This is a genomic window from Enterococcus phoeniculicola ATCC BAA-412 (assembly GCF_000407505.1).
Taxonomy (GTDB): Bacteria; Bacillota; Bacilli; order Lactobacillales; family Enterococcaceae; genus Enterococcus_K; species Enterococcus_K phoeniculicola.
Window position 1 is genome coordinate 1,179,999 of record NZ_ASWE01000001.1, and the last position, 23,184, is coordinate 1,203,182.

A 23,184-nucleotide genomic window follows, 5' to 3' on the forward strand; every position below is an offset into this window, starting at 1 on the left:
GAAGGGTAAGAAGGGGTAGCTTCCTCTCAAAGCTGCTTAAAAATGAAGGAGGAGAAGTATGTCAATTTTTAGAAAATTAGGCTGGTTCTTTAAACAAGAAAAGAAGCATTATTTTTATGGAGTCACCGCACTTATTTTAGTTGCTTTCGTTCAGTTAGTTCCACCAAAAGTCATCGGTATTATTATTGATGAGATTGCAGACAAGCAAATTTCACTGCAAACCATTAGCTTTTGGATTGTGATTCTCATACTAGCTGCAATAGGTCAATATGTCTTTCGTTATATTTGGCGCATGCATATCTGGGGAAGTGCTGCACGATTGGAGAAAGATTTACGTCGCCAATTATTTGAGCACTTTACTCGTATGGATCATGTGTTCTATCAAAAATATAGAACGGGGGATTTAATGGCTCATGCAACGAATGATTTAAATGCCATTCAAAATGTTGCAGGAGCAGGGATTTTAACCTTTGCAGATTCCTTGATTACAGGGGGAGCGACAATTATTGCAATGATTTTGTTTGTAGATTGGCGTCTGACTTTGATTGCGCTCATTCCACTACCGCTATTAGCTGTGACCTCACGCATCTTAGGTTCTAAACTCCACGATGCATTTCGAGAAGCACAAGAAGCTTTTTCATCTATCAATGATAAAGCGCAAGAAAGCATCACAGGAATGAAAGTCATCAAAACCTTTGGACAAGAAAAAGAAGATTTAGCTGACTTTGCACAGAAGACGGACAATGCGATTGTAAAAAACCGTCGGGTCAATTATTTAGATGCACTTTTTGATCCATTTATCACACTGATTATTGGGATTTCTTATGTACTGACGATTATTGTCGGCGGAAATTTTATTATGAGTGGAAAAATTACAATTGGTCAGCTGGTTTCATTCATCAGCTATATAGGAATGCTTGTTTGGCCAATGTTTGCCATCGGTCGATTATTTAACGTATTAGAACGTGGGAATGCAAGTTATGACCGTGTAAATGAGCTACTTCATGAAAAAACACATATCGTTGAGCACTTTGATGCAATTCAAAAGCCAGCTAAAGGAACGCTGGAAATGAATCTTGAAGAGTTCACTTATCCAAAAGATGAATCACCCGCGCTACAAGGGATTCAGTTTTCTATTAATGAAGGCGATACGTTAGGAATTGTTGGAAAAACTGGTGCTGGAAAAACAACCATCTTAAAACTGCTTATGCGAGAGTACGATCAGTATACAGGGGTACTTACTTTTGGCGGACACGACATTAAAGACTACTCTTTGGACGCATTGATGAAGTCAATAGGCTATGTTCCGCAAGATCATTTTCTCTTTTCAATGACCATAAGAGACAATATTCGTTTTGCTAATCCAGACTTTACAGAAGAAGAAGTCAAAAAAGCAGCAGATATGGCATACATTGGAGAGGATATTGCCGGTTTTCCAGAAGGATACGATACCATGGTTGGCGAGCGCGGGGTCTCTTTATCCGGCGGACAAAAACAGCGTTTATCGATTGCACGTGCCTTGATTGTGAATCCTGAGCTGTTGATTTTAGACGATGCCTTATCTGCGGTTGATGCAAAAACAGAAGAGGCTATTCTTCAAAATTTGAAAGCAGCCAGAAGTCAAAAGACAACCATCATTTCAGCGCATCGATTAAGCAGTGTCATGCATGCAAAAGAAATCATCGTAATTGACGATGGTAGAATCGTAGAGCGGGGCACACACAGTTCGTTACTTAGCCAAGGTGGCTGGTATAAACGAATGTGGGATAAACAGCAATTAGAAGCAAAAATTGAAGGGAGTGAGGCATAATGGAAGAATATAAATCTGAATGGACAAAATCCATCCCTCTCAAAGAGCAAAAAACCATTATTCAGCGGCTATTAAAATTTGCCAAGCCATTTCAAACAACATTTATCGTGGCTATTTTATTTGCGCTGGTCCTATCGGTAATTAATGTTCTATTGCCTAGGATTATTCAAACCTTCATGGATAATTATTTAGCAAAACAGGCAGCTACCACACAAATTATTTTGTATTTTGCGGGACTTTACCTGTTTGGTGTCATTTTAAAAAGTATCATTTGGTTCTTTCAATGGTTTTTATACTCTATGGCTTCGCTAAAAACATATCAACATATTCGCGTGAAGCTATTTGAGAAGCTGCACACATTAGGGATGCGCTATTTCGATCAGACACCTGCAGGTTCAATCGTCTCTCGTGTGACCAACGATACTGAGACACTCTTTGAATTCTGGTACGTATTTTTGATGGTCTTAACAGGGATTTTTGCGGTTGTTTCATCTTTTATTGCAATGTTTCAAATCAATACAAAAATCGCTTTGTGGAACTTAATCTTTTTACCAGTTTTAGGTGTGGTCATATGGTACTATCAGAAATTCAGTTCTCGAATTTACCGAAGTATGCGTGAAAAATTAAGCCAGCTAAATACAAAACTAAATGAGTCAATTTCTGGTATGCAGATTATTCAGCAGTTTCGTCAGGAAAAACGTTTAGAAAGTGAATTTGAAACAATTAACGACGACTATTTAGAAACTCGTTATTCCATGATTAAAACAAATTCGATTTTATTAAGTCCGATTATTAGCTTCTTATACGCAATTGCCGTAGCCATGTCTTTAAGCTTATTTGGCTTTGATGCACTACATTCACCCATTGAAGTGGGGCTAATCTACGCATTCACAACATATGTACAGGGATTTTTCAACCCAATGTCTCAGATGATGGATTTCTTAAGTGTCTTCACAGATGGTATGGTTGCGGGAAGTCGTATTTTGAAAATTATGGACAATGAAGAATATACTCCTCAACAAAATCCTGATGCGGATGCAGAAATAATAGAAGGAAAAATTGAGTTCCGAAATGTCAGTTTCTCTTATGACGGGAAAAATAATGTATTAAATAATATTTCATTTATTGCACAACCTGGAGAGACCGTGGCACTTGTTGGTCACACTGGAAGTGGGAAAAGCTCCATCATCAATGTCCTCATGCGCTTTTATGAATTTTATGAAGGGCAGATATTGATTGACGACACAGATATTCGCGAATTTCCGATTGAAGAGCTTCGACGAAAAATGGGCTTAGTTTTACAAGATGCTTTTATGTTCTATGGGGATATTGCTGGAAATATTCGTATGTTAAACACCGAGATAACCGATCAGCAAATTAAAGAGGCTGCAAAATTTGTCCAGGCAGATACCTTTATACAAACCCTACCAAATGATTATCATGCAAAAGTAATCGAACGAGGGGCAAGCTATTCCAGTGGTCAACGGCAATTAATCTCATTTGCTCGAACCATTGTAACCAATCCAAAAATTTTAGTGTTGGATGAAGCAACAGCAAACATCGATACAGAAACAGAAGGGCTGATTCAAGAAGGTTTAGCGAATATGCGACAAGGGCGAACAACCATCGCCATTGCCCATCGACTATCGACCATTCGAGATGCGAATCTCATCTTAGTTTTGGATAAAGGACATATCGTTGAAAGAGGAACGCATGAAGTATTACTTAGTCACGACGGGCTTTATGCAGATATGTACAGATTACAAAATAGTGACGTATAGAGACTCTCAGGAAAAGGAGAAAAATCGAACTTGATTTTTCTCCTTTTTTCTTATCTAAGAGCTCACTCTTTTGTTTAGTAATAAAAAAGAAAGCGTTGACATACAAGGAGGTTTTGTTTATTATGGTCTTGTAAGCAATTTAACGGATGGTGATTGCCCCGAGCAAGCCAAACCTAATTAGTTCATTACAGGTAGCTTTCTGCCTTTGATGAAGTGATTAGGTTTTTCTTTTTTTTCAGATGTTACACACACTTTGGGAGGGAAAAAGATGGTAATTGAAAAAATATTAAACAACAATGTCGTTGTCACAAAAGATGAAAATCAATTAGAAGTTGTTGTTATGGGAAAGGGGCTTGCCTTCAATAAAAAACCTGGAGATTTTATTTCAAAAGATAAAGTTGATAAAGTTTTTTTGTTATCAGATCGAGGGATTTCACAAAAGTTTCAAGAGCTGGTTCATGATATTCCACTTGAATATCTGACTATTGCTGTTCAAATTATTGAATACGCTAAGCAAAAACTCAATAAAACATTGAATGAATCCATCTACTTATCACTCACTGACCACTTGTATACGGCAATTGAGCGCACAAAGAAAAATATTCAAATGCCAAACGTTCTGTTGTGGGATATCAAACGATTGTTTCCAGAAGAATTTTCTATTGGAAAAAGAACGGTTGAAAAGATAGCTATAGAGTACAATGTTCAGCTCTCCGAAGATGAAGCTGGATTTATTGCATTGCACATTGTAAATGCTCAGACAGAAAATCCAGAAATGGATGACATGTATGCATATACAAAAACGATGCAGGATATTTTAAATATTGTTCGCTATTATTATAAAACTGATTTCAATGAAGAATCCGTCTATTTCTATCGCTTCACTACACATCTACGGTTCTTTTTGTCCAGAGTAGTGAATCAAACACAGCACGAAGGAGACGTTGAAGAAGAGCTACTTTCTATTGTTCAAAAAAAATATGGAACTGCGATGACCTGTGTAGAAAAAATTCAAACATATTTAACGGAATTATTCGATTATACTATGTCCAGTGATGAAAAAATGTATTTAGCGATTCACATTGCTCGTTTAGCAGAAAAGAATCGATAAAATAATAACTAATAAAAAAAGGAGGGCCGGAAAGTTTTACTTAACCCTATAGTTTGCGATATCAGTAATGATGTGGCTTTTGGATAGTGACATTCAGTTGGCTAAACCTTCAATCAAACAAAATTGGAGGAAACAAAAATGGGAAAATATCATGATTTAGCAGAAAAAATTGTTGAAAATGTTGGTGGAAGAGAGAATATCAATAGCTTAACACACTGTATTACAAGATTACGGTTTAAATTGAAGGACGAAGCAAATGCAAAAGATGACATCTTAAAAAATATGGATGGCGTAGTTACTGTCATGAAGAGTGGAGGACAGTATCAAGTGGTTATTGGTAACCATGTTCCTGATGTCTATGCTGATGTTTTAGAGGTGGCACACCTTAGCGGTGATGCGGAAGAAACAGCCTCTGGAGGAAATTTATTTAACCGATTAATTGATATTCTTAGTGGGTGTTTTCAGCCATTCTTAGGTGCCTTGGCAGCAGCTGGTATGGTCAAAGGAGTGAATGCACTCTTTGTCTTTTTAAAGCTTTATGAAAATACTTCTGGCACGTACACGATGTTAAATGGTATAGGAGATGCAATTTTTTATTTCATGCCCGTTATTTTAGGCTATACTGCAGCAAAAAAATTCCGATTGAATCCGATGGTTGGAATTGTGATAGGGGCAGCTCTTTGCTATCCCTCTGTACAAGGCCCAGCTTTGCAAGGAGCCTATGAAGCGGTTGCGGGAGCAGGGGCGGCCGCTCCACATAGTTTACTAGGCTTGCCTGCTTATGATACCTTCTTGGGCATTCCTTGGGTTGGAGCAAGCTATACAAGTAGTGTTGTTCCGATTATTTTTATCATTGCATTTGCCGCTCAAATTCAAAAATTAGCGAAAAAGATTATACCTGCTGTTGTTCAAACCTTCCTAGTTCCGTTCTTTGTCTTACTGATTGCTTTACCAATCGGGTTTTTAATCATTGGTCCAATCATCAGTATTTTAACTGACTTACTCAGCTCAGGATTCCAATCACTGATGAGTTTCTCACCTGCATTATACGGTGTAATTCTAGGATTCTTCTGGCAAGTGCTCGTTATTTTCGGTCTTCACTGGAGTGTCGTTCCTTTAGCGATTATGCAAGTGACACAAGAAGGGGCTAGCCAAGTGTTGGTCGGTTCATTTGGTGCAAGCTTTGCACAAACTGCTGTTGTGTTAGCAATGTATTTCAAATTAAAAGACAAAAAATTAAAAGCCCTTTGTCCACCAGCAATTATCTCGGGTATTTTCGGAGTAACAGAACCAGCTATCTATGGGATTACTTTACCGAAAAAGAAACCATTTATCTTCTCAATGATTGGCGGGGCAGCTGCAGGACTTTATCTAATGATAAACGGAGTAACCACATATACGATGGGCGGTTTGGGTATCTTTGGCGTTGTAAACTTTATTGGTGACGGAGATGCAAGTGGAATGATTCAGTCATTTATTGCGATTGGCATTGCAGTTGTCATTGGATTTGTTTTGACCTTCTTCTTCTGGAAAGATGATACTGTTGAAGAAATAGATGCTCTTTCTGATTCAAAGATTAGTGTAAACAAAGAAGTGGTTGCTACGCCGATTCAAGGAACATTGGCTCCATTATCTACCTCAAAAGATGCAGCGTTTGCACAAGGGGCATTAGGCAAAGGAATTTTGATTCATCCAACAAAAGGAGAGGTCGTAGCTCCTTTTGACGGTACTGTGATGACCCTTTTTCCCACAAAACATGCAATTGGTTTAGTTTCAGATAATGGACTTGAACTATTAATCCATATTGGTTTAGATACCGTCCAATTAGATGGTTCGCATTTTGAAGCATTTGTTCAACAAAATGAACGAGTAAAGAAAGGACAGCTGCTTGTGCGATTTGATATTGAGGCGATTCAAAAAGCTGGTTTCAATGTAGAAACACCAATCATTGTCACAAATGCTTCAGACTACTTAGACATTCTAGAAACACAAAAGAAAACCATCGCTAACGGAGAAGAGCTTATCACCGCACTGGTGTAAACAGCGAGTATAAAAATACTTAATGGAGACTCTTTTTTAGGAGCGCGAAGTGAAAAATTATCTTCACGCTCCTTTTTTAAAATAAACTGAACACCTAGTTTGGAATCCATGAATCTAACGCATTCAACACATCTTGAGGATTTTTCTCTCGAATAATTTCTGATGTAGATCTTCGGTTATCTACTCTTTGAGAAACATTTAAGATGTGATTAAAGTTTTTCCTGTAATGTTCGCCAAAAACGCAGCTGTATAAGACATCTAATAGATAACAAATGGACGTGTTGATTGTAAAACTGCCAATTTTTGAATAAAGCCGCTCTCTTGTTGTCATACGCAAGGTACAGTTACTTTTTTCAGCTAATTGATTGGTTCCGATACTTGTAAGGGCAATCACCGGGATTTTTCGTTCTTGAAGGACTGTCAGCAATTCCAATAAATAGCTGTTTTCACCTGTATAGCTAATCAAAATTGCACAGCTAGATTCTGGTAGATTGTAGGCTTCGTACATGCCTTCTCCAAAGGTCGTGCTCACAGAGGTTGGTTTTCCTAAACGACTCATCTTTAAAGCAAATTCCTGTGAAATTAAGGTGTTGGCATTCCCGCCAAACAGCTTTACCGTATCTGCACGTAGTAAATATTGTTTAGCTTTTTGAAGCTCATCATGATGCAGCAAAGATAAGGTATCATCGATTGTCATTTTTTGAAGTGTACCAATTTTTGAAGCAATGGACATGACGCCGTCGCTTTGATCAAAGGGAAAGTTAGCATCAACTGTAGCAAAGTGGCTTGTTAAATAAGTAATCTCTTCTATATACGCTTCTTTCAATTCTTTCCAACCAGAGTAGCCTAATTTTTTTGCAATTCTGATAAGAGTCGAAGGATGTGTGTAGACTTGATTGGCGATTTCTTTAATCGTTTGATCTTGCCACCCCTCAGTATGCGACAATAGATAATCAATCACCTGTTGTTCTGAGCTGGAAAAGTGTGTCTGTTGCATTTTTTCTTGAATAAGCATAAAACCCCTCCTTATTTACACAAATTATAATATTTTTGTAAATAAAAAGATAGGATAGGAGAAGCTGGAGAAGGATTTTTTAGAAAAATAAACTTTTTTTGTAAATCGATTTTACAAAAAAGAAAGAAATTAAAGTAATTTTTGTGAATTCACGTGTAACTTTCGGGATTCACCTTGTAATAACTGTTTACAAGATGGAAAATAAAGATGTAAATAAAAATGAGAGATGGAGTGAAAATAGATGGGATTTAGAAAAGACTTTTTATGGGGCGGCGCAACAGCAGCAAACCAATGTGAAGGTGGCTATAAAGAAGGTGGCCGAGGGTTAGCTAATGTTGATTTAGCGCCAGTAGGTCCTGACCGTTTTGCAGTAATTGCTGGTGAAAAGAAAATGTTCCAATTTGACGATGAGCACTTCTACCCAGCAAAAGAAGCCATTGATATGTATCACCACTATAAAGAAGACATCGCGTTGTTTGGCGAAATGGGCTTTAAAACGTATCGCTTATCAATTGCATGGAGTCGAATCTTCCCATTAGGAGACGAAACTGAGCCAAATGAAGAAGGACTAAAATTCTATGAAGACTTGTTTAAAGAGTGTCACAAATACGGAATTGAACCTTTAGTGACCATTACTCATTTTGATTGTCCAATGCACTTAGTTGAAAAATATGGCGCATGGCGTAGTCGTGAAATGGTTGGATTTTATGAAAACCTTTGTCGTGCTATTTTCACTCGCTACAAAGGACTAGTAAAATATTGGTTAACCTTCAATGAGATTAATATGATTTTACATGCACCATTCATGGGTGCTGGTCTGTACTTTGAAGAAGGAGAAAACAAAGAACAGGTAAAATATCAAGCAGCGCATCATGAATTAATGGCTAGTGCATTAGCAACAAAAATCGCTCACGAAGTAGATCCTGAAAACCAAGTAGGCTGTATGCTTGCTGCTGGTTCAAATTATGCTTACACATGTAAACCAGAAGACGTATTTGCTTCTCGTAAAGCAGATCGTGAAAACTATTTCTTCATTGATGTACAATCTCGCGGAGAATATCCTGCATACGCGTTAAAAGAAATGGAACGAAACGGTATCAATGTTGTCATGGAAGAAGGAGACTTAGATTTCCTTAAAGAGCATACGGTTGATTTTATTTCATTTTCTTATTACTCCTCTCGAGTAGCGACAACAGATCCTAAATTATTAGAACAAACGGCTGGAAACATCTTTGCCTCAGTGAAAAATCCTTATTTGGATGCAAGTGAATGGGGCTGGCAAATTGATCCATTAGGATTGCGCATCACTATGAACGACTTGTATGATCGTTATCAAAAACCATTGTTTATTGTTGAAAATGGTTTAGGGGCAGTGGATACACCTGACGAGAATGGTTACGTCGCTGATGATTACAGAATCAGCTATTTAGCGGAGCACATCCAAGCAATGAGAGATGCAGTGGATGAGGATGGCGTTGATTTATTAGGCTACACTACGTGGGGCTGTATTGACTTAGTTTCCGCTGGTACTGGTGAAATGAAAAAACGTTACGGCTTCATTTATGTGGATCGAGACAATGATGGAAACGGCACATTAAAACGCAGCAAGAAAAAATCGTTTGACTGGTATAAAAAAGTCATTGCTTCAAACGGAGAAGACTTAACAAACGAATAATTTACACAATTACTTTAAGCTGAGATTTGGTATGTACTACTATCTCTCAGCTTTTCATTTTTACCATTTAGTCACAAGAAAGGATGAACAAAAATGAGCTTTCCAAGCAATTTTTTATGGGGCGGTGCCACTGCGGCGAATCAATATGAAGGCGGTTACTTATCAGGAGGAAAAGGACCGAGTACGCTAGATGCCATCACTGGCGGCAGCCATGATTCTCCAAGAATGATTACGTATCAAACAAAAGAAGGAACAATCGAGCGTGTCACAAGAAATCAGGCCCTACCAGAAGGGGCTATCGGGTACATTGATGAAGAAACTTACTATCCAAGTCACGTAGCAACAGACTTTTATCACCATTACAAAGAAGACATTGCTCTTTTTGCAGAAATGGGCTTTAAATGTTTCCGCCTTTCTATTTCGTGGGCGAGAATCTGCCCAAAAGGAACAAAAGAAGTAAATGAAGAAGGGTTGGCTTTTTACGATCGTGTCTTTGATGAACTATTAGCTAACAATATTGAACCGGTGGTAACCATTAATCACTTTGATATTCCAATGTACCTTGCAGATACAGTAGATGGCTGGTCAGATCGTCAAACCATTGATAATTTTCTTTTCTTTTGTGAAACGATTTTTAAACGCTATAAAGAAAAAGTCACTTATTGGATGACTTTTAATGAAATCAACTTTTTAAGAAGCTGGACACAGATTGGTATTCACCAAAATGACTCGCAAACAAAATATCAGGCAGCCCATCACTTGTTTGTAGCAAGTGCAAAAGCAGTACTTCTTGGGAAAAAAATAAATCCCGATTTCCAAATTGGTATGATGGTTGCCTACATTCCTAGCTATCCACTTTCTTGTCGTCCAGAAGACGTCCTCGCTGCATTACAGTTTAACCGTGAACAAGAATTTTATATTGATGTACAAGTACGAGGTTATTATCCTGCTCATAAATTGAAACAATTTGAACGAGAAGGGATTACTATAAAGAAAGAAGCAGGAGATGATGAACTTCTTTCTGAAGGAACCGTTGATTACATCGGCTTCAGCTATTACATGTCAACCGTAGCTACTGCAACTCCCGAAAATGTTACGTATGTAGGCGGAAATCAGATGCCTGCTGTAAAAAATCCATATCTGGAAGAATCTGAATGGGGATGGGGAATTGATCCAGTGGGGCTAAGAATTTCTCTAAGTGCTTTATATGATCGCTACCATGTACCACTATTTATTGTTGAAAATGGATTTGGTGCAGTAGATATTGTAGAAGCGGATGGAACCATTCAAGATGATTATCGAATTGCCTATTTTCAAAAACACATACAAGCAATGAAAGAGGCGATTACATTGGATGGGGTTGATTTAATTGGTTATACCACGTGGGGCTGTATTGATTTAGTTTCTGCCGGCACAGGAGAAATGAAAAAACGTTATGGCTTTATCCATGTTGACATGGACGATAATGGACATGGCACACTAAAACGAACGAAAAAGAAGTCATTTGACTGGTATAAAAAAGTGATTGCTTCAAATGGAGAAGAATTAGGAAATGAATAGATGAAAAAAGCGTGCGGACTTCTAGGAGCTGTATTGACCCACAAAATCTACTTTCTGGAGGTCAATACACGTTTAAAAATCCGACACGCTTTTTTTATAGTGACGTTACCGATTCAGGCTCTTCCTTGTGGACAACTGCTTTGTTTTTCCAAACGCCTGATCGCCATCGAATAATCATAAAGACACTTCGAAGGCCTTCATCAATCGCATAGGCAATCCACACACCTACTAAGCCAAATTTAAAGAAAATTGCCAGTGAATATGAGAAGGGCAAGCTAATGACCCACAAAACAATTAGACTACAGATAAGAGGAAATTTCACATCACCACTTGCATTTAATGCTCCAACTAAAATCATGTTGATGGCACGCGCACACTCTAGGAAAATCTCCACAAAGAATACACCTTTAGCAATCGCAATAACTTCAGCATTCGTTGTAAAAATACCCATTAGAGGCTCAATAAAAATCCACGTAACGATACAAATACTTAATGAAGCGATGACGCCAATCTTCATTGTACGCATTCCGCGATTTGACGCACGAGTGAATTCACCAGCCCCCACATTTCGTCCAATCATAATCTGATTTCCCTGACTTAATGATGCCGCAATTAAATAGACAAACTGAGAGATCGCTGTTACGTAAGATTTTGCAATTAATACACTCGATCCCAGTGAAGCAACAATCATGGTGACAACCACCTGTGCACCTTGATAGGAAAGCGATTCTCCTGATGAAGGTAAGCCATAAGCCAAAATCTTTTTAACAAAATCAAAAGAAATGTTTTTCATGCGGACAGAAAAGATAGAAAAGCGAATATGTTTTTTCAATAATCCGCAGGCGATAAGAAGTCCCACGGCATTTCCAAATACGCTAGAAACTGCCAACCCATTTACTCCAAAATGGGGGAGACCAAATGGGCTGTATAAAGCAAAATAGTTTCCGATAACAGCTAAAATGCTTGCACACATAGGGACCAAAAGAGCCGGCTGTGTAAATCCGTGACTCCTCATTACAGCAATGATTGTAGCTGTAATAGCTGAAATAAATAAGCTACCCCCATAAATTCGCAAATACCCTTCGCCAATAGCAATTAACTCTTGATCCAAATTCATAAACTGCAGTAATGGACCTGCAAAAAAGAGAAACATCAAGCTGATAAGTAAACCTATCAACACTGAGCCAAAAAGTGCAGAGTTGATGACCGTGGGAATTTTTTCCTTTTGATTTGCTCCAATTAATTGGGCAATGATAATTTGTGTACCAACGGTTATAAATCCATAAATAAATACGGTCAAATTCAATAACTGGTTCGCCGCTCCAACTGCTGCGACGGCTGGCTCTGAATAATGTGAAATCATCCAAACATTGACATTTCCAATCACGACACGTAAAAACATTTCAATAAATATTGGCCAGCTTAGAAAAAACAGTTCCCGATCCGAAATCGTGAAAAGATTCTTTTTATTCAATTGTATGTGTTCCTCCACTTCTATATAATAGATATATCGTGATGATTTTACAGGAGGAGAAAAAAATGTCAATAGATTATCTTCTCGTTTTTACTGGACAATTTTAGTACTCGTTTGGCGTCGAGCAAGCAGAAGAGTAGACAAGAATTGGTTTCCCCTGTAAAGTAAATTTACTTTTAAAAATTATTGGAGGTATTCCTACTATGTATGATGTAATTATAATTGGTGCTGGGCCTGCTGGAATGACTGCAGCTCTTTATGCTTCTCGTTCCAATTTATCTGTCTTGATGATTGAACGTGGCGCACCTGGCGGACAAATGAACAATACCGCAGAAGTTGAGAACTATCCTGGATTTGAGTCTATTATGGGCCCTGAGCTCGCTTATAAAATGTATGATAGTGTTACAAAATTTGGTACGGAAAATGCTTACGGGATTGTACAGGATGTTCAAGACCATGGTGAGTATAAAGAAGTCATCTGTGAAGATGCAAGCTACAAAGGAAAAACTATCATTATAGCAACTGGTTGCGACCATCGAAAATTAGGTGTTAAAGGGGAAGAAGAATTTGCAGGTCGCGGAGTATCTTACTGTGCTGTCTGTGATGGTGCATTTTTCCGTAATCGCCGCTTAGTAGTGGTAGGCGGAGGAGATTCTGCTGTTGAAGAAGCCATCTACTTAACTCAATTTGCTTCTGAAGTTGTCATTGTTCATCGCCGTGACCAATTACGTGCTCAAAAAATTATCCAAGACCGTGCGTTTGCAAATGAAAAAATTTCTTTCATTTGGGATACAGTCGTTGAAGAAATCGTTGGAAATGAAATGGTCATGTCTGGCGTGAAATTACGCAACGTAAAAACAAATGAAGTAAGCGAAGCAGAAGCAAATGGAATCTTTATCTACGTTGGGCTTGACCCTCTAACGGAACCCTTCAAAAAAATCGGCTTAACAAATGAAGCTGGCTGGATTGAAACAGACGGAGATATGAAAACTGCCATTCCAGGAATCTATGCCATTGGAGATGTTCGTGAAAAAACACTTCGTCAAATTACTACAGCTGTCGGAGAAGGCGGTATTGCTGGACAACAAGTCTATAAATATTTAGAAGAATTAGAAACACCAGAAGCTGTAAATTAAGAGAACTACTTTTTTAACGATAGACTATTTTTGTGACTGCAAAAATAGTCTATTTCTTTTATTCTTTTTAATATTTTCTTATGCTAGAACTCTGTTACTCATTCAATCCTTTGTTCACCTACTTTGAATTCAACTATTTTCTTTGAGATTGCTTTCATCTAGAATTCATGAATGGTATACTTTAAAAAGAAATCATTATTTTAGAAAGAGGTGTCGTGTCATGTCTTGGGAACAAGTCTATGAACAATGGCTGAATGAAGCAAGCCTTGAAGAAAAATTAAAACAACAATTAACTACTTTAAAAGAAGATCCTGTACAACTAGAGGATGCTTTTTATGCACCACTTGAATTTGGTACTGCAGGAATGCGCGGTATCTTAGGCCCTGGTATTAATCGAATGAATATCTACACTATTCGTCAAGCAACAGAAGGATTAGCACGTTTCATGGATGCACAAGATGCACAGACCAAACGTCGCGGTGTAGCGATTGCCTATGATTCTCGTCATATGTCTCCTGAATTTGCAATGGAAGCCGCAAAAACATTAGCAAAGCATGCGATTCCATCCTTTGTTTTTGAAAGCCTACGTCCAACGCCGGAACTTTCTTTTGCTGTGCGTCACCTGCATGCATTTACAGGCATCATGATTACTGCCTCTCACAATCCAGCAGCTTATAATGGCTATAAAGTCTATGGAGAAGACGGAGGACAAATGCCACCTGCGGATGCAGATGCTTTAACTACTTATGTACGCGGAGTTGAAAATCCATTAGAAGTAGAAGTTTTATCAGAAGAAGAAGTCGAGCATAGCGGTTTGATTACAATCATTGGTGAAGAAGTAGATATCGCTTACCTGAAAGAAGTCAAAGCTGTAACCATTAATCCTTCTCTAGTAGAAGAAATGGGCAAGACATTAAAACTAATTTATACGCCACTTCATGGAACTGGAAAAATGCTGGGAGAAAAAGCCTTAAAACAAGCAGGCTTTGAACAGTTCAAACTAGTCCCTGAACAAGCAATCGCTGATCCTGATTTTACGACAGTAAAATCACCGAATCCTGAGGAACATTCTGCCTTTGAATATGCGATTCGTTTAGGTGAAAAAGAAAATGCTGATTTATTAATTGCGACAGACCCTGATGCAGACCGTTTAGGAGCAGCTGTTCGTTTGCCTGACGGAAATTATCAAGTTCTTTCTGGGAATCAGATTGGCGCCTTAATGATCCAGTATATTTTGGAAGCCCACAAACAAGCAGGAACACTTCCAGAAAATGCAGCGGTTTTGAAGTCAATCGTTTCAAGTGAATTGCCTACAGCTATTGCTGACAAATATGACACAACTATGATTAATGTACTCACTGGATTCAAATTTATAGCTGAAAAAATCCAACAATTTGAAGAAGATCACACTCATACGTTTATGTTTGGATTTGAAGAAAGCTATGGTTACCTTGTAAAATCATTTGTTCGTGACAAAGATGCCATTCAAGCACTTGTTTTGTTAGCTGAAGTGGCGGCTTTTTATAAGAAACAAGGAATGACACTTTACGATGCTCTTCAAGAGATGTTCAAAGAATATGGCTATTACGCTGAGAAGACAATCTCTGTAACCATGAGTGGGATTGAAGGCTCCGCAAAAATTGCTGCGTTAATGACAAAATTCCGAGAAGAAGCACCAAAAAAATTCGCAGGAATCAATGTGATTCAAACAGAAGACTTCAAACTGTTAACAAAAACAGACCGCAGCGGCAAATCAGAAGCATTAACGACTCCACCATCCAATGTTTTGAAGTATGTGCTTGAAGACGAGTCTTGGATTGCGGTGAGACCTTCTGGAACAGAACCAAAAATCAAGTTTTATATTGGCGTAAAAGGCAGTACTCAGGCACAAGCAGATGAGAAAATTGCCGCATACGAAAAAAGTATTACGAACATCACTGAAGGCTAGCTACAAGACGACATACTTGACGCCCGCTTAACACAGTAGAATAGAAAACCTCCGTTTCTTCAACAAACTGAGGTTTTTTATTTTCAAAAGAACAAATTAAACTCGTAGAAAATAATTTAAAAACCGAAAAAGAACGAATTTCTCGAATAATCAAGAAACTCTGTTATACTAGATTTTAGATTTTTAATGACTGCTTATCAGAGGAGGAAACGCGAATGAGAGAGAAGACTCAAAAAGATATTGAAAAAGTGAGTCAGCTATACAAAGTCTTAAGTGACCCGACACGTTTAAAAATTTTATTTTTTCTAAAAACAGGAGAAAAAAATGTCACCTCAATCAGTCAAGAAGTAGACATGGAACAATCTGCTGTTTCACACCAATTAAAATTATTAAGAGATAATCGTGTAGTAAAGTCTCGTCGAGAAGGAAAAACAATGCTTTATAGCTTAGATGATCACCACGTTTTAGATATCTTAGATCAAACATTTGAACATGTGCAGCATCATTGAAATATACTGGACTTTTTCCGTAATTCTTAGGAAAAGTCTAGTTTTTTTTTTGAATTTTGGTTATACTTATACGGTGAAGATTAGAACAAAATGAAAATATTCTAATGCGGATATTATTTTTTTGGAGGACGTATGAAAGAAAAATTGAAAATTGGTTTACTCGGTCTAGGAGTAGTTGGCTCGGGTGTTCCAGAAATACTGATTGCTCATCAAGAAAAAATTCGACAAGTAACAGGAATGGATATTGTAGTGGAGAAAGCCTTTGTACGTGACATAGAGGCAAAACGTGCTTTAGGAGATGCCTTCAATATTCAATTAACCACATCCATTAACGATATTTTAGACGACCCTGAAATTTCAATCGTTGTTGAATTAATGGGGAAAATTGAGCCTGCGAAAACCTACATCTCACAGGCATTAGAAAAGGGAAAACATGTAGTTACTGCAAATAAAGACCTCCTTGCCCAACATGGTGGAGAACTTGTTGCCCTTGCACAGAAAACCCATTGTGATCTCTACTACGAAGCAAGTGTTGCAGGGGGGATTCCCATCTTAAGAACTATTGCTAACAGTTTAGCTGCAGACGATATCACGAATGTACTTGGTATTGTGAATGGAACAACCAACTACATGTTAACTAAAATGGTCAATGATGCAAAAACCTATGAGGATGCGTTAAAAGAAGCACAAGCATTGGGATTTGCAGAATCAGATCCAACAAATGATGTGGATGGGATTGATGCCGCCTATAAAATGGTTATACTCAGTCAGTTTGCATTTGGAATGAATATCAGTATGGAACAAGTCTCTGTGAAAGGGATTCGGGGATTAGCGCTAGAAGATGTGGCTATGGCAAAACAACTTGGCTATGAAATCAAATTAATTGGGGCTTCTCAAAAAACTGGAGAAAGCATTCATGTCGAAGTTTCCCCAATGTTTGTTCCAAAAAAACATCCTCTAGCCTCCGTGAGTAATGAATACAATGCTGTCTTTATTGAAAGTTCAGGTGTAGGTGAATCGATGTATTATGGTCCTGGTGCCGGAGCAAAACCAACCGCGACAAGCGTTGTCAGTGATTTAATCACTATTGCAAAAAATATTCGTCTGAAGACAACCGGTCATATGTTCAATGCGTATCGGCATGAGACATTGTTGACATCAGATGAAGAGATATTTAGTAAATACTATCTTTCACTAGAAGTACCTGATGAAAAAGGACAGTTTTTGAAGCTTGCTGAGATTATGAATCAAGCAGACGTCAGCTTTGACCAAGTTGTTCAGCAAAAATCAGAGGGTGACACTGCTCGCGTCATTGTGATTACACATAGAACCAGCAAGAAAAAGCTAGATGCTGCTCTTGAAAAAATTAAGAAATCAACTGCATTTACTTTATTAAATACAATGAAAGTTTTGGGGGATTAATTATGTATGAAGGATTACTAAAACAATATAAGGACTATTTACCAATCACAGATAAAACACCAATGATTTCTTTAGCAGAAGGAAATACACCACTTATTCCTCTGCACAATTTATCTAAGGAATTAGGCATTACTTTATACGGAAAATACGAAGGATTAAATCCTACTGGCTCTTTTAAAGATCGTGGAATGGTTATGGCTGTGGCAAAAGCCGTGGAAGAAGGGGCAAAAGCAATTGTGTGTGCGTCTACTGGAAATACGAGTGCCGCAGCCGCAGCGTATGCAACAAGAGCAGGGGTAAAAGCCTATGTAGTTATTCCTGATGGAAAGATTGCTATGGGTAAGCTTGCACAAGCCATTGTCTACGGCGCAGATATCATTTCTATTCCTGGAAATTTCGATGAAGCCTTGAAGGCAGTGAGAGACATTGCAAAAACAGAGGCAGTCGCTCTTGTAAATTCTGTCAATCCTTATCGTCTTGAAGGACAAAAAACAGCAGCTTTTGAGATTTGTGAACAGTTGGGAGAAGCACCTGATGTCTTAGCGATTCCAGTTGGAAATGCGGGAAATATTTCTGCTTACTGGAAAGGGTTCAAAGAATGGCATGAGGTAAAAGGTACAGCACTTCCTAGAATGCATGGATTTGAAGCAGAGGGGGCCGCGGCAATTGTTCGCGGAGAAGTAGTCGAACAGCCTGAAACAGTCGCTACAGCCATTCGTATTGGAAATCCAGCAAGCTGGAAGCTGGCAGAAGCCGCTCGTGATGAATCTTCTGGATTTATTGACGCAGTAACGGATGAAGAAATACTTAATGCCTATCGAAAAGTAGCCGCACAAGATGGCGTATTTGTTGAACCAGGGTCTGCTGCATCATTAGCAGGGGTGATTCAACATGTTAAATCAGGGAAAATTAAACCAGGTGAAACTGTTGTCACTGTATTTACTGGAAATGGATTAAAAGACCCAGATACGGCAATCCATGCAACAGATGTTCAAATTTCAAAAATGAGTGATTTAGAAGAAATGCGTATGCATTTACGTGAAGGAGTCGCAAAGCTATGAAAATCAGAGTCCCTGCAACGAGCGCTAATTTAGGCCCAGGATTTGATTCTTGTGGAATTGCATTATCAGAATATCTTTTCATTGAGGTCCTAGAGGATAGTAAAAACTGGGTGATTCAGCACAACTTATCCAAGGAAATTCCTACAGATGAATCGAATTTACTCTTACAAACCGCTTTGAAATTAGCGCCTAACCTGACACCAAAAAAATTAAAAATGACGTCGGAAATTCCTTTAGCGCGTGGATTAGGAAGCAGTTCATCTGTAATTGTTGCAGGAATTGAGCTCGCTAATCGACTAGGAAATCTTCATCTTTCTTTAAAAGATAAGGTGCAAATTGCAACCGAACTAGAAGGACATCCTGATAATGTTGCACCAGCTATTTGTGGTGACTTTGTTGTTGCCAGCTTCCTGGATGGCGATGTCCGGTATGTCAAACACCACTTTCCAGATTGTGATGTACTCGCTTATGTACCAAATCATGAGCTCCTAACAACAGAAAGTCGCAGTGTTTTGCCAGAAACGATTCCTTATCGAGAAGCAGTGGAAGCAAGCGGGATTGCAAATGTAATGATTGCTGCCATTTTAAATGGCAATCTGCCACTTGCAGGCGTTATGATGGAAAAAGATAAGTGGCATGAAGCCTATCGAAAACATCTCGTTCCTCATTTAGCGGCGATTCGTGAAATCTGCCACGAAGAAGGGGCTTATGCCTCATTTCTCAGCGGTGCAGGCCCTACGATTTTAATCTTATCTCCTGAGGAAAAAACAGAGGCACTTTTCGCTCGCTTACAGGCATTAGATAAGCAAGCGAAAATAGACCTTCTACATATTGATACAGAAGGCGTGCAAGTATTTTAATTAAAACAACTGAAGAGTTTACGAAGGTGGGACTTAATTAGTTATGTCCCACCTTCACTCTTAAACTTTTTATACAGTTCCGTAATAACTGTGATCTTCCAGATTTAGAGCATTTAAGATAATTGAAGCAGTTTCTTCAATGGAGAGTGTCGCAACATTGATGACCTCACAGCCCAGTTTTTGGTATAAATCATTCGCAAAAACAAGCTCTGCTTTAATTTTTTCAATATCTGAGTAGGCTGTATCTGGATTCAACCCGTAAGATTTCATTCGTTCCTTCCGAATATTATTTAAAATATCCGGATCATTTGTCAGCCCAACAATTTTCTTTGGGTCAACTTCCCAAATTTGTTTAGGAATATGTGCTTGTGGAACAAGTGGAAGGTTTGCTACTTTTAAATTTTTATTTGCTAAAAATAGACTTAATGGTGTTTTCGATGTTCTTGAAACCCCCAATAAAACAACATCTGCCTCTAAAAATCCCCGTGGATCTTTTCCATCATCATATTTTACTGCAAACTCCATCGCTTTAATTCGTTTAAAGTAGTTTTTATTTAGATGATGTAAGGCTCCTGGCTCTCTTGAAGGAGCGACTCCAGACCGACGTTCGATTTCTCCTACCACCGGCGTAAGTACATCAAAGTTGAATAGTCCATTTTGTTCACAAAACTCATTAGCAACAGTCACCAACTCTTCATTAATCAATGTATGAAGAACCATCGCATTTTCTTCTTTTGCATCCTCCAATGCCTTCAAAAGCATCTCTTCGTCATTCACAAAGGTTCTGCGAAACAAATTGAACTCCACAGAAGGGTACTGCGCCATTGACGCTTGTGCGAGTTTAGACGCCGTTTCTCCTGCAGAATCAGAAATTACATAAAACGTTACAATATCCATTGATTCTTCTGTCATAATAAAAACCTCACTTGCAAAATTTGATAATTTATTATACCATAAATCCACAATTCAATTCGGAATCATTTTGATTTAGGAGGAAAGCATATGAATAATCAAACACTCATTCAACAATCACTCGATTGTTTAAAAGAAAATGGACTCAAATATACAAAAAAAAGAGAGGCACTCCTAACTTATCTTATCAAAAGAAATCGTTATGTCTCAGCAAGAGAAGTCCATGAATTTATGCAAGAAGATTTCCCAGGACTCAGTTACGATACTATCTACAGGAATCTTCACGATTTTTCTGAACTTGATTTATTAGAAGAAACAGATTTGAATGGAGAAATGAAGTTTCGTTTTCACTGCTGTCAAGGAAATGTCGGGCATCACCATCATTTTATTTGTACAGTTTGTGGAAAAACAAAAGAAATTCACATGTGCCCAATGAATTTTTTTGAGGAACAGCTTTCAGGATGTACGATTGAAGGTCACCGCTTTGAAATATTAGGTCGTTGTGAAGAATGTCAGTAATAAAAAGAACTTTTGTTTTCTTATACACTCAATCCTACCAAACAAAGAAGAATAAAAGGAAGGATATTTCTGCTTATTTTCAATTAACTATGGAAAAATCCAGTGTTTTCTTAAGTTAAACGGAATAATTGTCAAAACTTTACCGGAATAGCTTGACGGTCTCATGGGCATTCGATATAATATTTTAAGGACAGTCTTGTTTTTTGAGATATTAACTTTCAATAGCAAAAACGGTTACTTTTTAAGCTCGGAGGGAGGGAATTAACATGTCAAAAACAGTCGTTCGTAAAAACGAATCTCTTGACGATGCTCTTCGTCGCTTCAAACGTTCCGTGTCAAAAGCGGGTACACTACAAGAATCTCGTAAACGTGAATTCTACGAAAAACCAAGTGTAAAACGTAAGAAAAAATCTGAAGCAGCTAGAAAACGCAAAAAATTCTAGTTTTTCGATGAATGGGAGCTGGTAGTGTGTCACTACTAAGTACATTGAATGAAGATATGAAAACTGCGATGAAGGCGAAAGACAAAGAGACATTGCAAGTCGTTCGCATGTTGAAAGCAGCCATTCAAAATGAGCAGATCAAAATCGGCCGCGATTTGAACGGTGAAGAAGAGTTAACAGTGTTGTCTCGTGAAATGAAACAACGCCGTGATTCATTATCAGAGTTTGAAAAAGCGGAACGTGATGATTTAGCAGAAAAAGTCAAAAGTGAAATTATCATCGTTGAAAAATATATGCCTGAACAACTTTCTGAAGAAGAGATTCGTCAAATCGTTGCAGGAGCGATTGCAAAAACTGGTGCCACTTCTCCAAAGGAATTTGGAAAAGTTATGGGTGCAGTTATGCCCCAAGTAAAAGGCAAAGCAGACGGCAATCAAGTCAACGCTGTTGTAAAAGAACTTTTGCAAAACCATGAATAAAAATGGCTAAGAACCACAGACGAAAATCTGTGGTTCTTTTTTTCATTATCAAAAGGCTCGTTTAAATCATCTTTTTAGACATCTTCAAAGAAATTCTATAAAGATAACTCTGATTTACATCTCTGTCAGTATCTAGAACTTTCCGGTAAATGATTATCTGTATAAACGAGAAATCCTCTACTGTTTTTAATTTAGCCTGCTAGAAGATAGTTTTTGAAGTGCGCAAGGAGATTCATTTGACGGTAAGTGTGTTTCTTTCTAACCATGTTTTTCTCTTTACAAGGATTGTTTCTATCCACAAACAAACAGCTCATAATTCATTTTTTTCCAAATGAAAGTTGTATCTTGCTGTTCCATCAACCTGTCATTTTTTCTTTTACAGAGAATGTGGTATTATAAGTAAGAATATAAATCAAAGGAGATGACGCATTTTTGTCAGCAGAAGAGTCAACATCTTTGGAAATAAAACTTGGTGACACCGATGATATCAGCATGCTATTAGGTGCGCACGATAAACATATTAAATTTCTTGAAGACAATACAAAAACAGTTATTCACACACGTGGAGAAATGATTCAGATTATTGGCGACCCAGATGAAGCCAACTTAGTTGCACAGGTTATACGGATGCTTCAAGAGTTGATTAAACGAGGTATCCACATAAGTACACCAGACGTTGTTACAGCATTAAAGATGGCACGTAAAGGAACCTTGGATTACTTCGTAGATATGTATGAAGAGGAGATCGTAAAAGATCACAATGGAAAGCCTATTCGTGTAAAAAATACCGGTCAAAAAAATTATGTTGCTTCTGTGAAAAAACATGATGTCGTCTTTGGAATTGGACCTGCTGGAACTGGAAAAACCTTTTTGGCTGTTGTCATGGCAATTGCTGCATTAAAAAAAGGAGAGGTTCAAAAAATTATCCTAACACGTCCTGCAGTAGAAGCAGGGGAGAACCTTGGATTTTTACCTGGTGATTTAAAGGAAAAAGTGGACCCTTATTTGCGCCCAGTCTATGATGCACTCTATCAAATTTTTGGTACAGAGCATACAAATCGGTTGATGGAGCGTGGAGTGATTGAAATCGCGCCATTAGCCTATATGCGTGGTCGAACACTAGATGATGCATTTGTCATTCTAGATGAAGCACAAAATACAACCATTGCACAAATGAAAATGTTTCTGACTCGTTTAGGTTTTCAGTCAAAAATGATTGTCAATGGGGACAGCAGTCAAATCGACCTTCCCCGTGGGGTAATGAGTGGATTAATCCATGCAGAAAGAACATTAAAAAATATCAAACAAATCGATTTTGTTAATTTTGAAGCAAGTGATGTTGTCCGACATCCTGTCGTAGCAGAAATAATTCAGGCATATGAACAAGCAAGCTTACGTCAAGAACCCAAAGATTGATGTAAATTAGGAG

The 23,184-nt window shown here is 38.1% G+C and carries 19 protein-coding genes; 16 read left to right on the plus strand and 3 right to left on the minus strand.

The genetic code is table 11. The annotated features are described in order from the left end of the window. Positions 1 to 58 precede the first annotated feature (58 nt). The 4 genes from I589_RS05425 to I589_RS05440 all read left to right on the plus strand — a co-directional run bounded on the left by I589_RS05425 (position 59) and on the right by I589_RS05440 (position 6,742). Positions 59 to 1,810 carry an ABC transporter ATP-binding protein gene (locus tag I589_RS05425; RefSeq protein WP_010769125.1) on the plus strand — a complete coding sequence of 584 codons (1,752 nt, stop codon included), beginning with the start codon at positions 59 to 61 and terminating at the stop codon, positions 1,808 to 1,810. After that, on the plus strand, positions 1,810 to 3,591 hold the full coding sequence (locus I589_RS05430; RefSeq protein ID WP_010769124.1) for an ABC transporter ATP-binding protein: 1,782 nt from the start codon (positions 1,810 to 1,812) through the stop codon (positions 3,589 to 3,591). Before I589_RS05425 ends, I589_RS05430 begins: the two co-directional genes overlap by 1 nt. A gap of 268 nt (positions 3,592 to 3,859) precedes the next feature. After that, entirely contained in the window at positions 3,860 to 4,702 is an 843-nt protein-coding gene (gene licT, locus I589_RS05435) for a BglG family transcription antiterminator LicT (RefSeq protein ID WP_010769123.1), read from the plus strand. A gap of 138 nt (positions 4,703 to 4,840) precedes the next feature. Continuing rightward, the gene (locus I589_RS05440; protein WP_010769122.1) at positions 4,841 to 6,742 is read left to right on the plus strand and encodes a beta-glucoside-specific PTS transporter subunit IIABC; all 1,902 of its coding nucleotides are present in this window, start codon (positions 4,841 to 4,843) and stop codon (positions 6,740 to 6,742) included. A 94-nt stretch (positions 6,743 to 6,836) separates the two neighbouring features. Here I589_RS05440 and I589_RS05445 read toward each other — a convergent pair whose 3' ends face one another. Beyond that, on the minus strand, positions 6,837 to 7,757 hold the full coding sequence (locus I589_RS05445) for a MurR/RpiR family transcriptional regulator (protein WP_010769121.1): 921 nt from the start codon (positions 7,755 to 7,757) through the stop codon (positions 6,837 to 6,839). 241 nt (positions 7,758 to 7,998) lie between these two features. Between I589_RS05445 and I589_RS05450 the strand changes: the two genes are divergently transcribed. Together I589_RS05450 and I589_RS05455 are read left to right on the plus strand one after the other, a co-directional pair. Further along, positions 7,999 to 9,432: a 6-phospho-beta-glucosidase gene (locus tag I589_RS05450; RefSeq protein ID WP_010769120.1), complete on the plus strand. Its 1,434-nt coding sequence runs from the start codon at positions 7,999 to 8,001 to the stop codon at positions 9,430 to 9,432. Between the two features lie 93 nt (positions 9,433 to 9,525). After that, a complete protein-coding gene (locus tag I589_RS05455) occupies positions 9,526 to 10,992 on the plus strand; it encodes a glycoside hydrolase family 1 protein (RefSeq protein WP_010769119.1) in 1,467 nt (488 codons plus the stop codon). A gap of 94 nt (positions 10,993 to 11,086) precedes the next feature. Here I589_RS05455 and I589_RS05460 read toward each other — a convergent pair whose 3' ends face one another. After that, positions 11,087 to 12,466: an MATE family efflux transporter gene (locus tag I589_RS05460; protein WP_010769118.1), complete on the minus strand. Its 1,380-nt coding sequence runs from the start codon at positions 12,464 to 12,466 to the stop codon at positions 11,087 to 11,089. 203 nt (positions 12,467 to 12,669) lie between these two features. Here I589_RS05460 and trxB point away from each other — a divergent pair, with 203 nt between their 5' ends. From trxB to thrB, 6 genes are all read left to right on the plus strand, one after another. Beyond that, positions 12,670 to 13,602: a thioredoxin-disulfide reductase gene (gene trxB, locus I589_RS05465; RefSeq protein WP_010769117.1), complete on the plus strand. Its 933-nt coding sequence runs from the start codon at positions 12,670 to 12,672 to the stop codon at positions 13,600 to 13,602. Positions 13,603 to 13,822: 220 nt separating this feature from the next. After that, positions 13,823 to 15,550 carry a phospho-sugar mutase gene (locus tag I589_RS05470; protein WP_010769116.1) on the plus strand — a complete coding sequence of 576 codons (1,728 nt, stop codon included), beginning with the start codon at positions 13,823 to 13,825 and terminating at the stop codon, positions 15,548 to 15,550. Between the two features lie 215 nt (positions 15,551 to 15,765). Continuing rightward, complete coding sequence (locus tag I589_RS05475; protein ID WP_010769115.1) at positions 15,766 to 16,059, plus strand: ArsR/SmtB family transcription factor; 294 nt, start codon at positions 15,766 to 15,768, stop codon at positions 16,057 to 16,059. Between the two features lie 132 nt (positions 16,060 to 16,191). Further along, positions 16,192 to 17,481 carry a homoserine dehydrogenase gene (locus I589_RS05480; protein WP_010769114.1) on the plus strand — a complete coding sequence of 430 codons (1,290 nt, stop codon included), beginning with the start codon at positions 16,192 to 16,194 and terminating at the stop codon, positions 17,479 to 17,481. 2 nt (positions 17,482 to 17,483) lie between these two features. Beyond that, positions 17,484 to 18,542, plus strand: a complete 1,059-nt coding sequence (thrC, locus tag I589_RS05485) for a threonine synthase (protein ID WP_010769113.1) — start codon at positions 17,484 to 17,486, stop codon at positions 18,540 to 18,542. Beyond that, a complete protein-coding gene (gene thrB / locus I589_RS05490) occupies positions 18,539 to 19,402 on the plus strand; it encodes a homoserine kinase (protein ID WP_010769112.1) in 864 nt (287 codons plus the stop codon). Before thrC ends, thrB begins: the two co-directional genes overlap by 4 nt. Positions 19,403 to 19,471: 69 nt before the next feature. Here thrB and I589_RS05495 read toward each other — a convergent pair whose 3' ends face one another. Further along, positions 19,472 to 20,314, minus strand: a complete 843-nt coding sequence (locus tag I589_RS05495; protein WP_010769111.1) for a pyruvate, water dikinase regulatory protein — start codon at positions 20,312 to 20,314, stop codon at positions 19,472 to 19,474. Between the two features lie 90 nt (positions 20,315 to 20,404). On the opposite strand from I589_RS05495, the gene I589_RS05500 reads away from it, so the two are divergent. From I589_RS05500 to I589_RS05515, 4 genes are all read left to right on the plus strand, one after another. Beyond that, complete coding sequence (locus I589_RS05500; RefSeq protein WP_010769110.1) at positions 20,405 to 20,833, plus strand: Fur family transcriptional regulator; 429 nt, start codon at positions 20,405 to 20,407, stop codon at positions 20,831 to 20,833. Positions 20,834 to 21,099: 266 nt separating this feature from the next. Continuing rightward, on the plus strand, positions 21,100 to 21,276 hold the full coding sequence (gene rpsU / locus I589_RS05505; protein ID WP_002356740.1) for a 30S ribosomal protein S21: 177 nt from the start codon (positions 21,100 to 21,102) through the stop codon (positions 21,274 to 21,276). Between the two features lie 26 nt (positions 21,277 to 21,302). Further along, the gene (locus tag I589_RS05510) at positions 21,303 to 21,755 is read left to right on the plus strand and encodes a GatB/YqeY domain-containing protein (protein WP_010769109.1); all 453 of its coding nucleotides are present in this window, start codon (positions 21,303 to 21,305) and stop codon (positions 21,753 to 21,755) included. A gap of 492 nt (positions 21,756 to 22,247) precedes the next feature. Beyond that, positions 22,248 to 23,171 carry a PhoH family protein gene (locus I589_RS05515; RefSeq protein ID WP_051100941.1) on the plus strand — a complete coding sequence of 308 codons (924 nt, stop codon included), beginning with the start codon at positions 22,248 to 22,250 and terminating at the stop codon, positions 23,169 to 23,171. Positions 23,172 to 23,184: the final 13 nt, after the last annotated feature.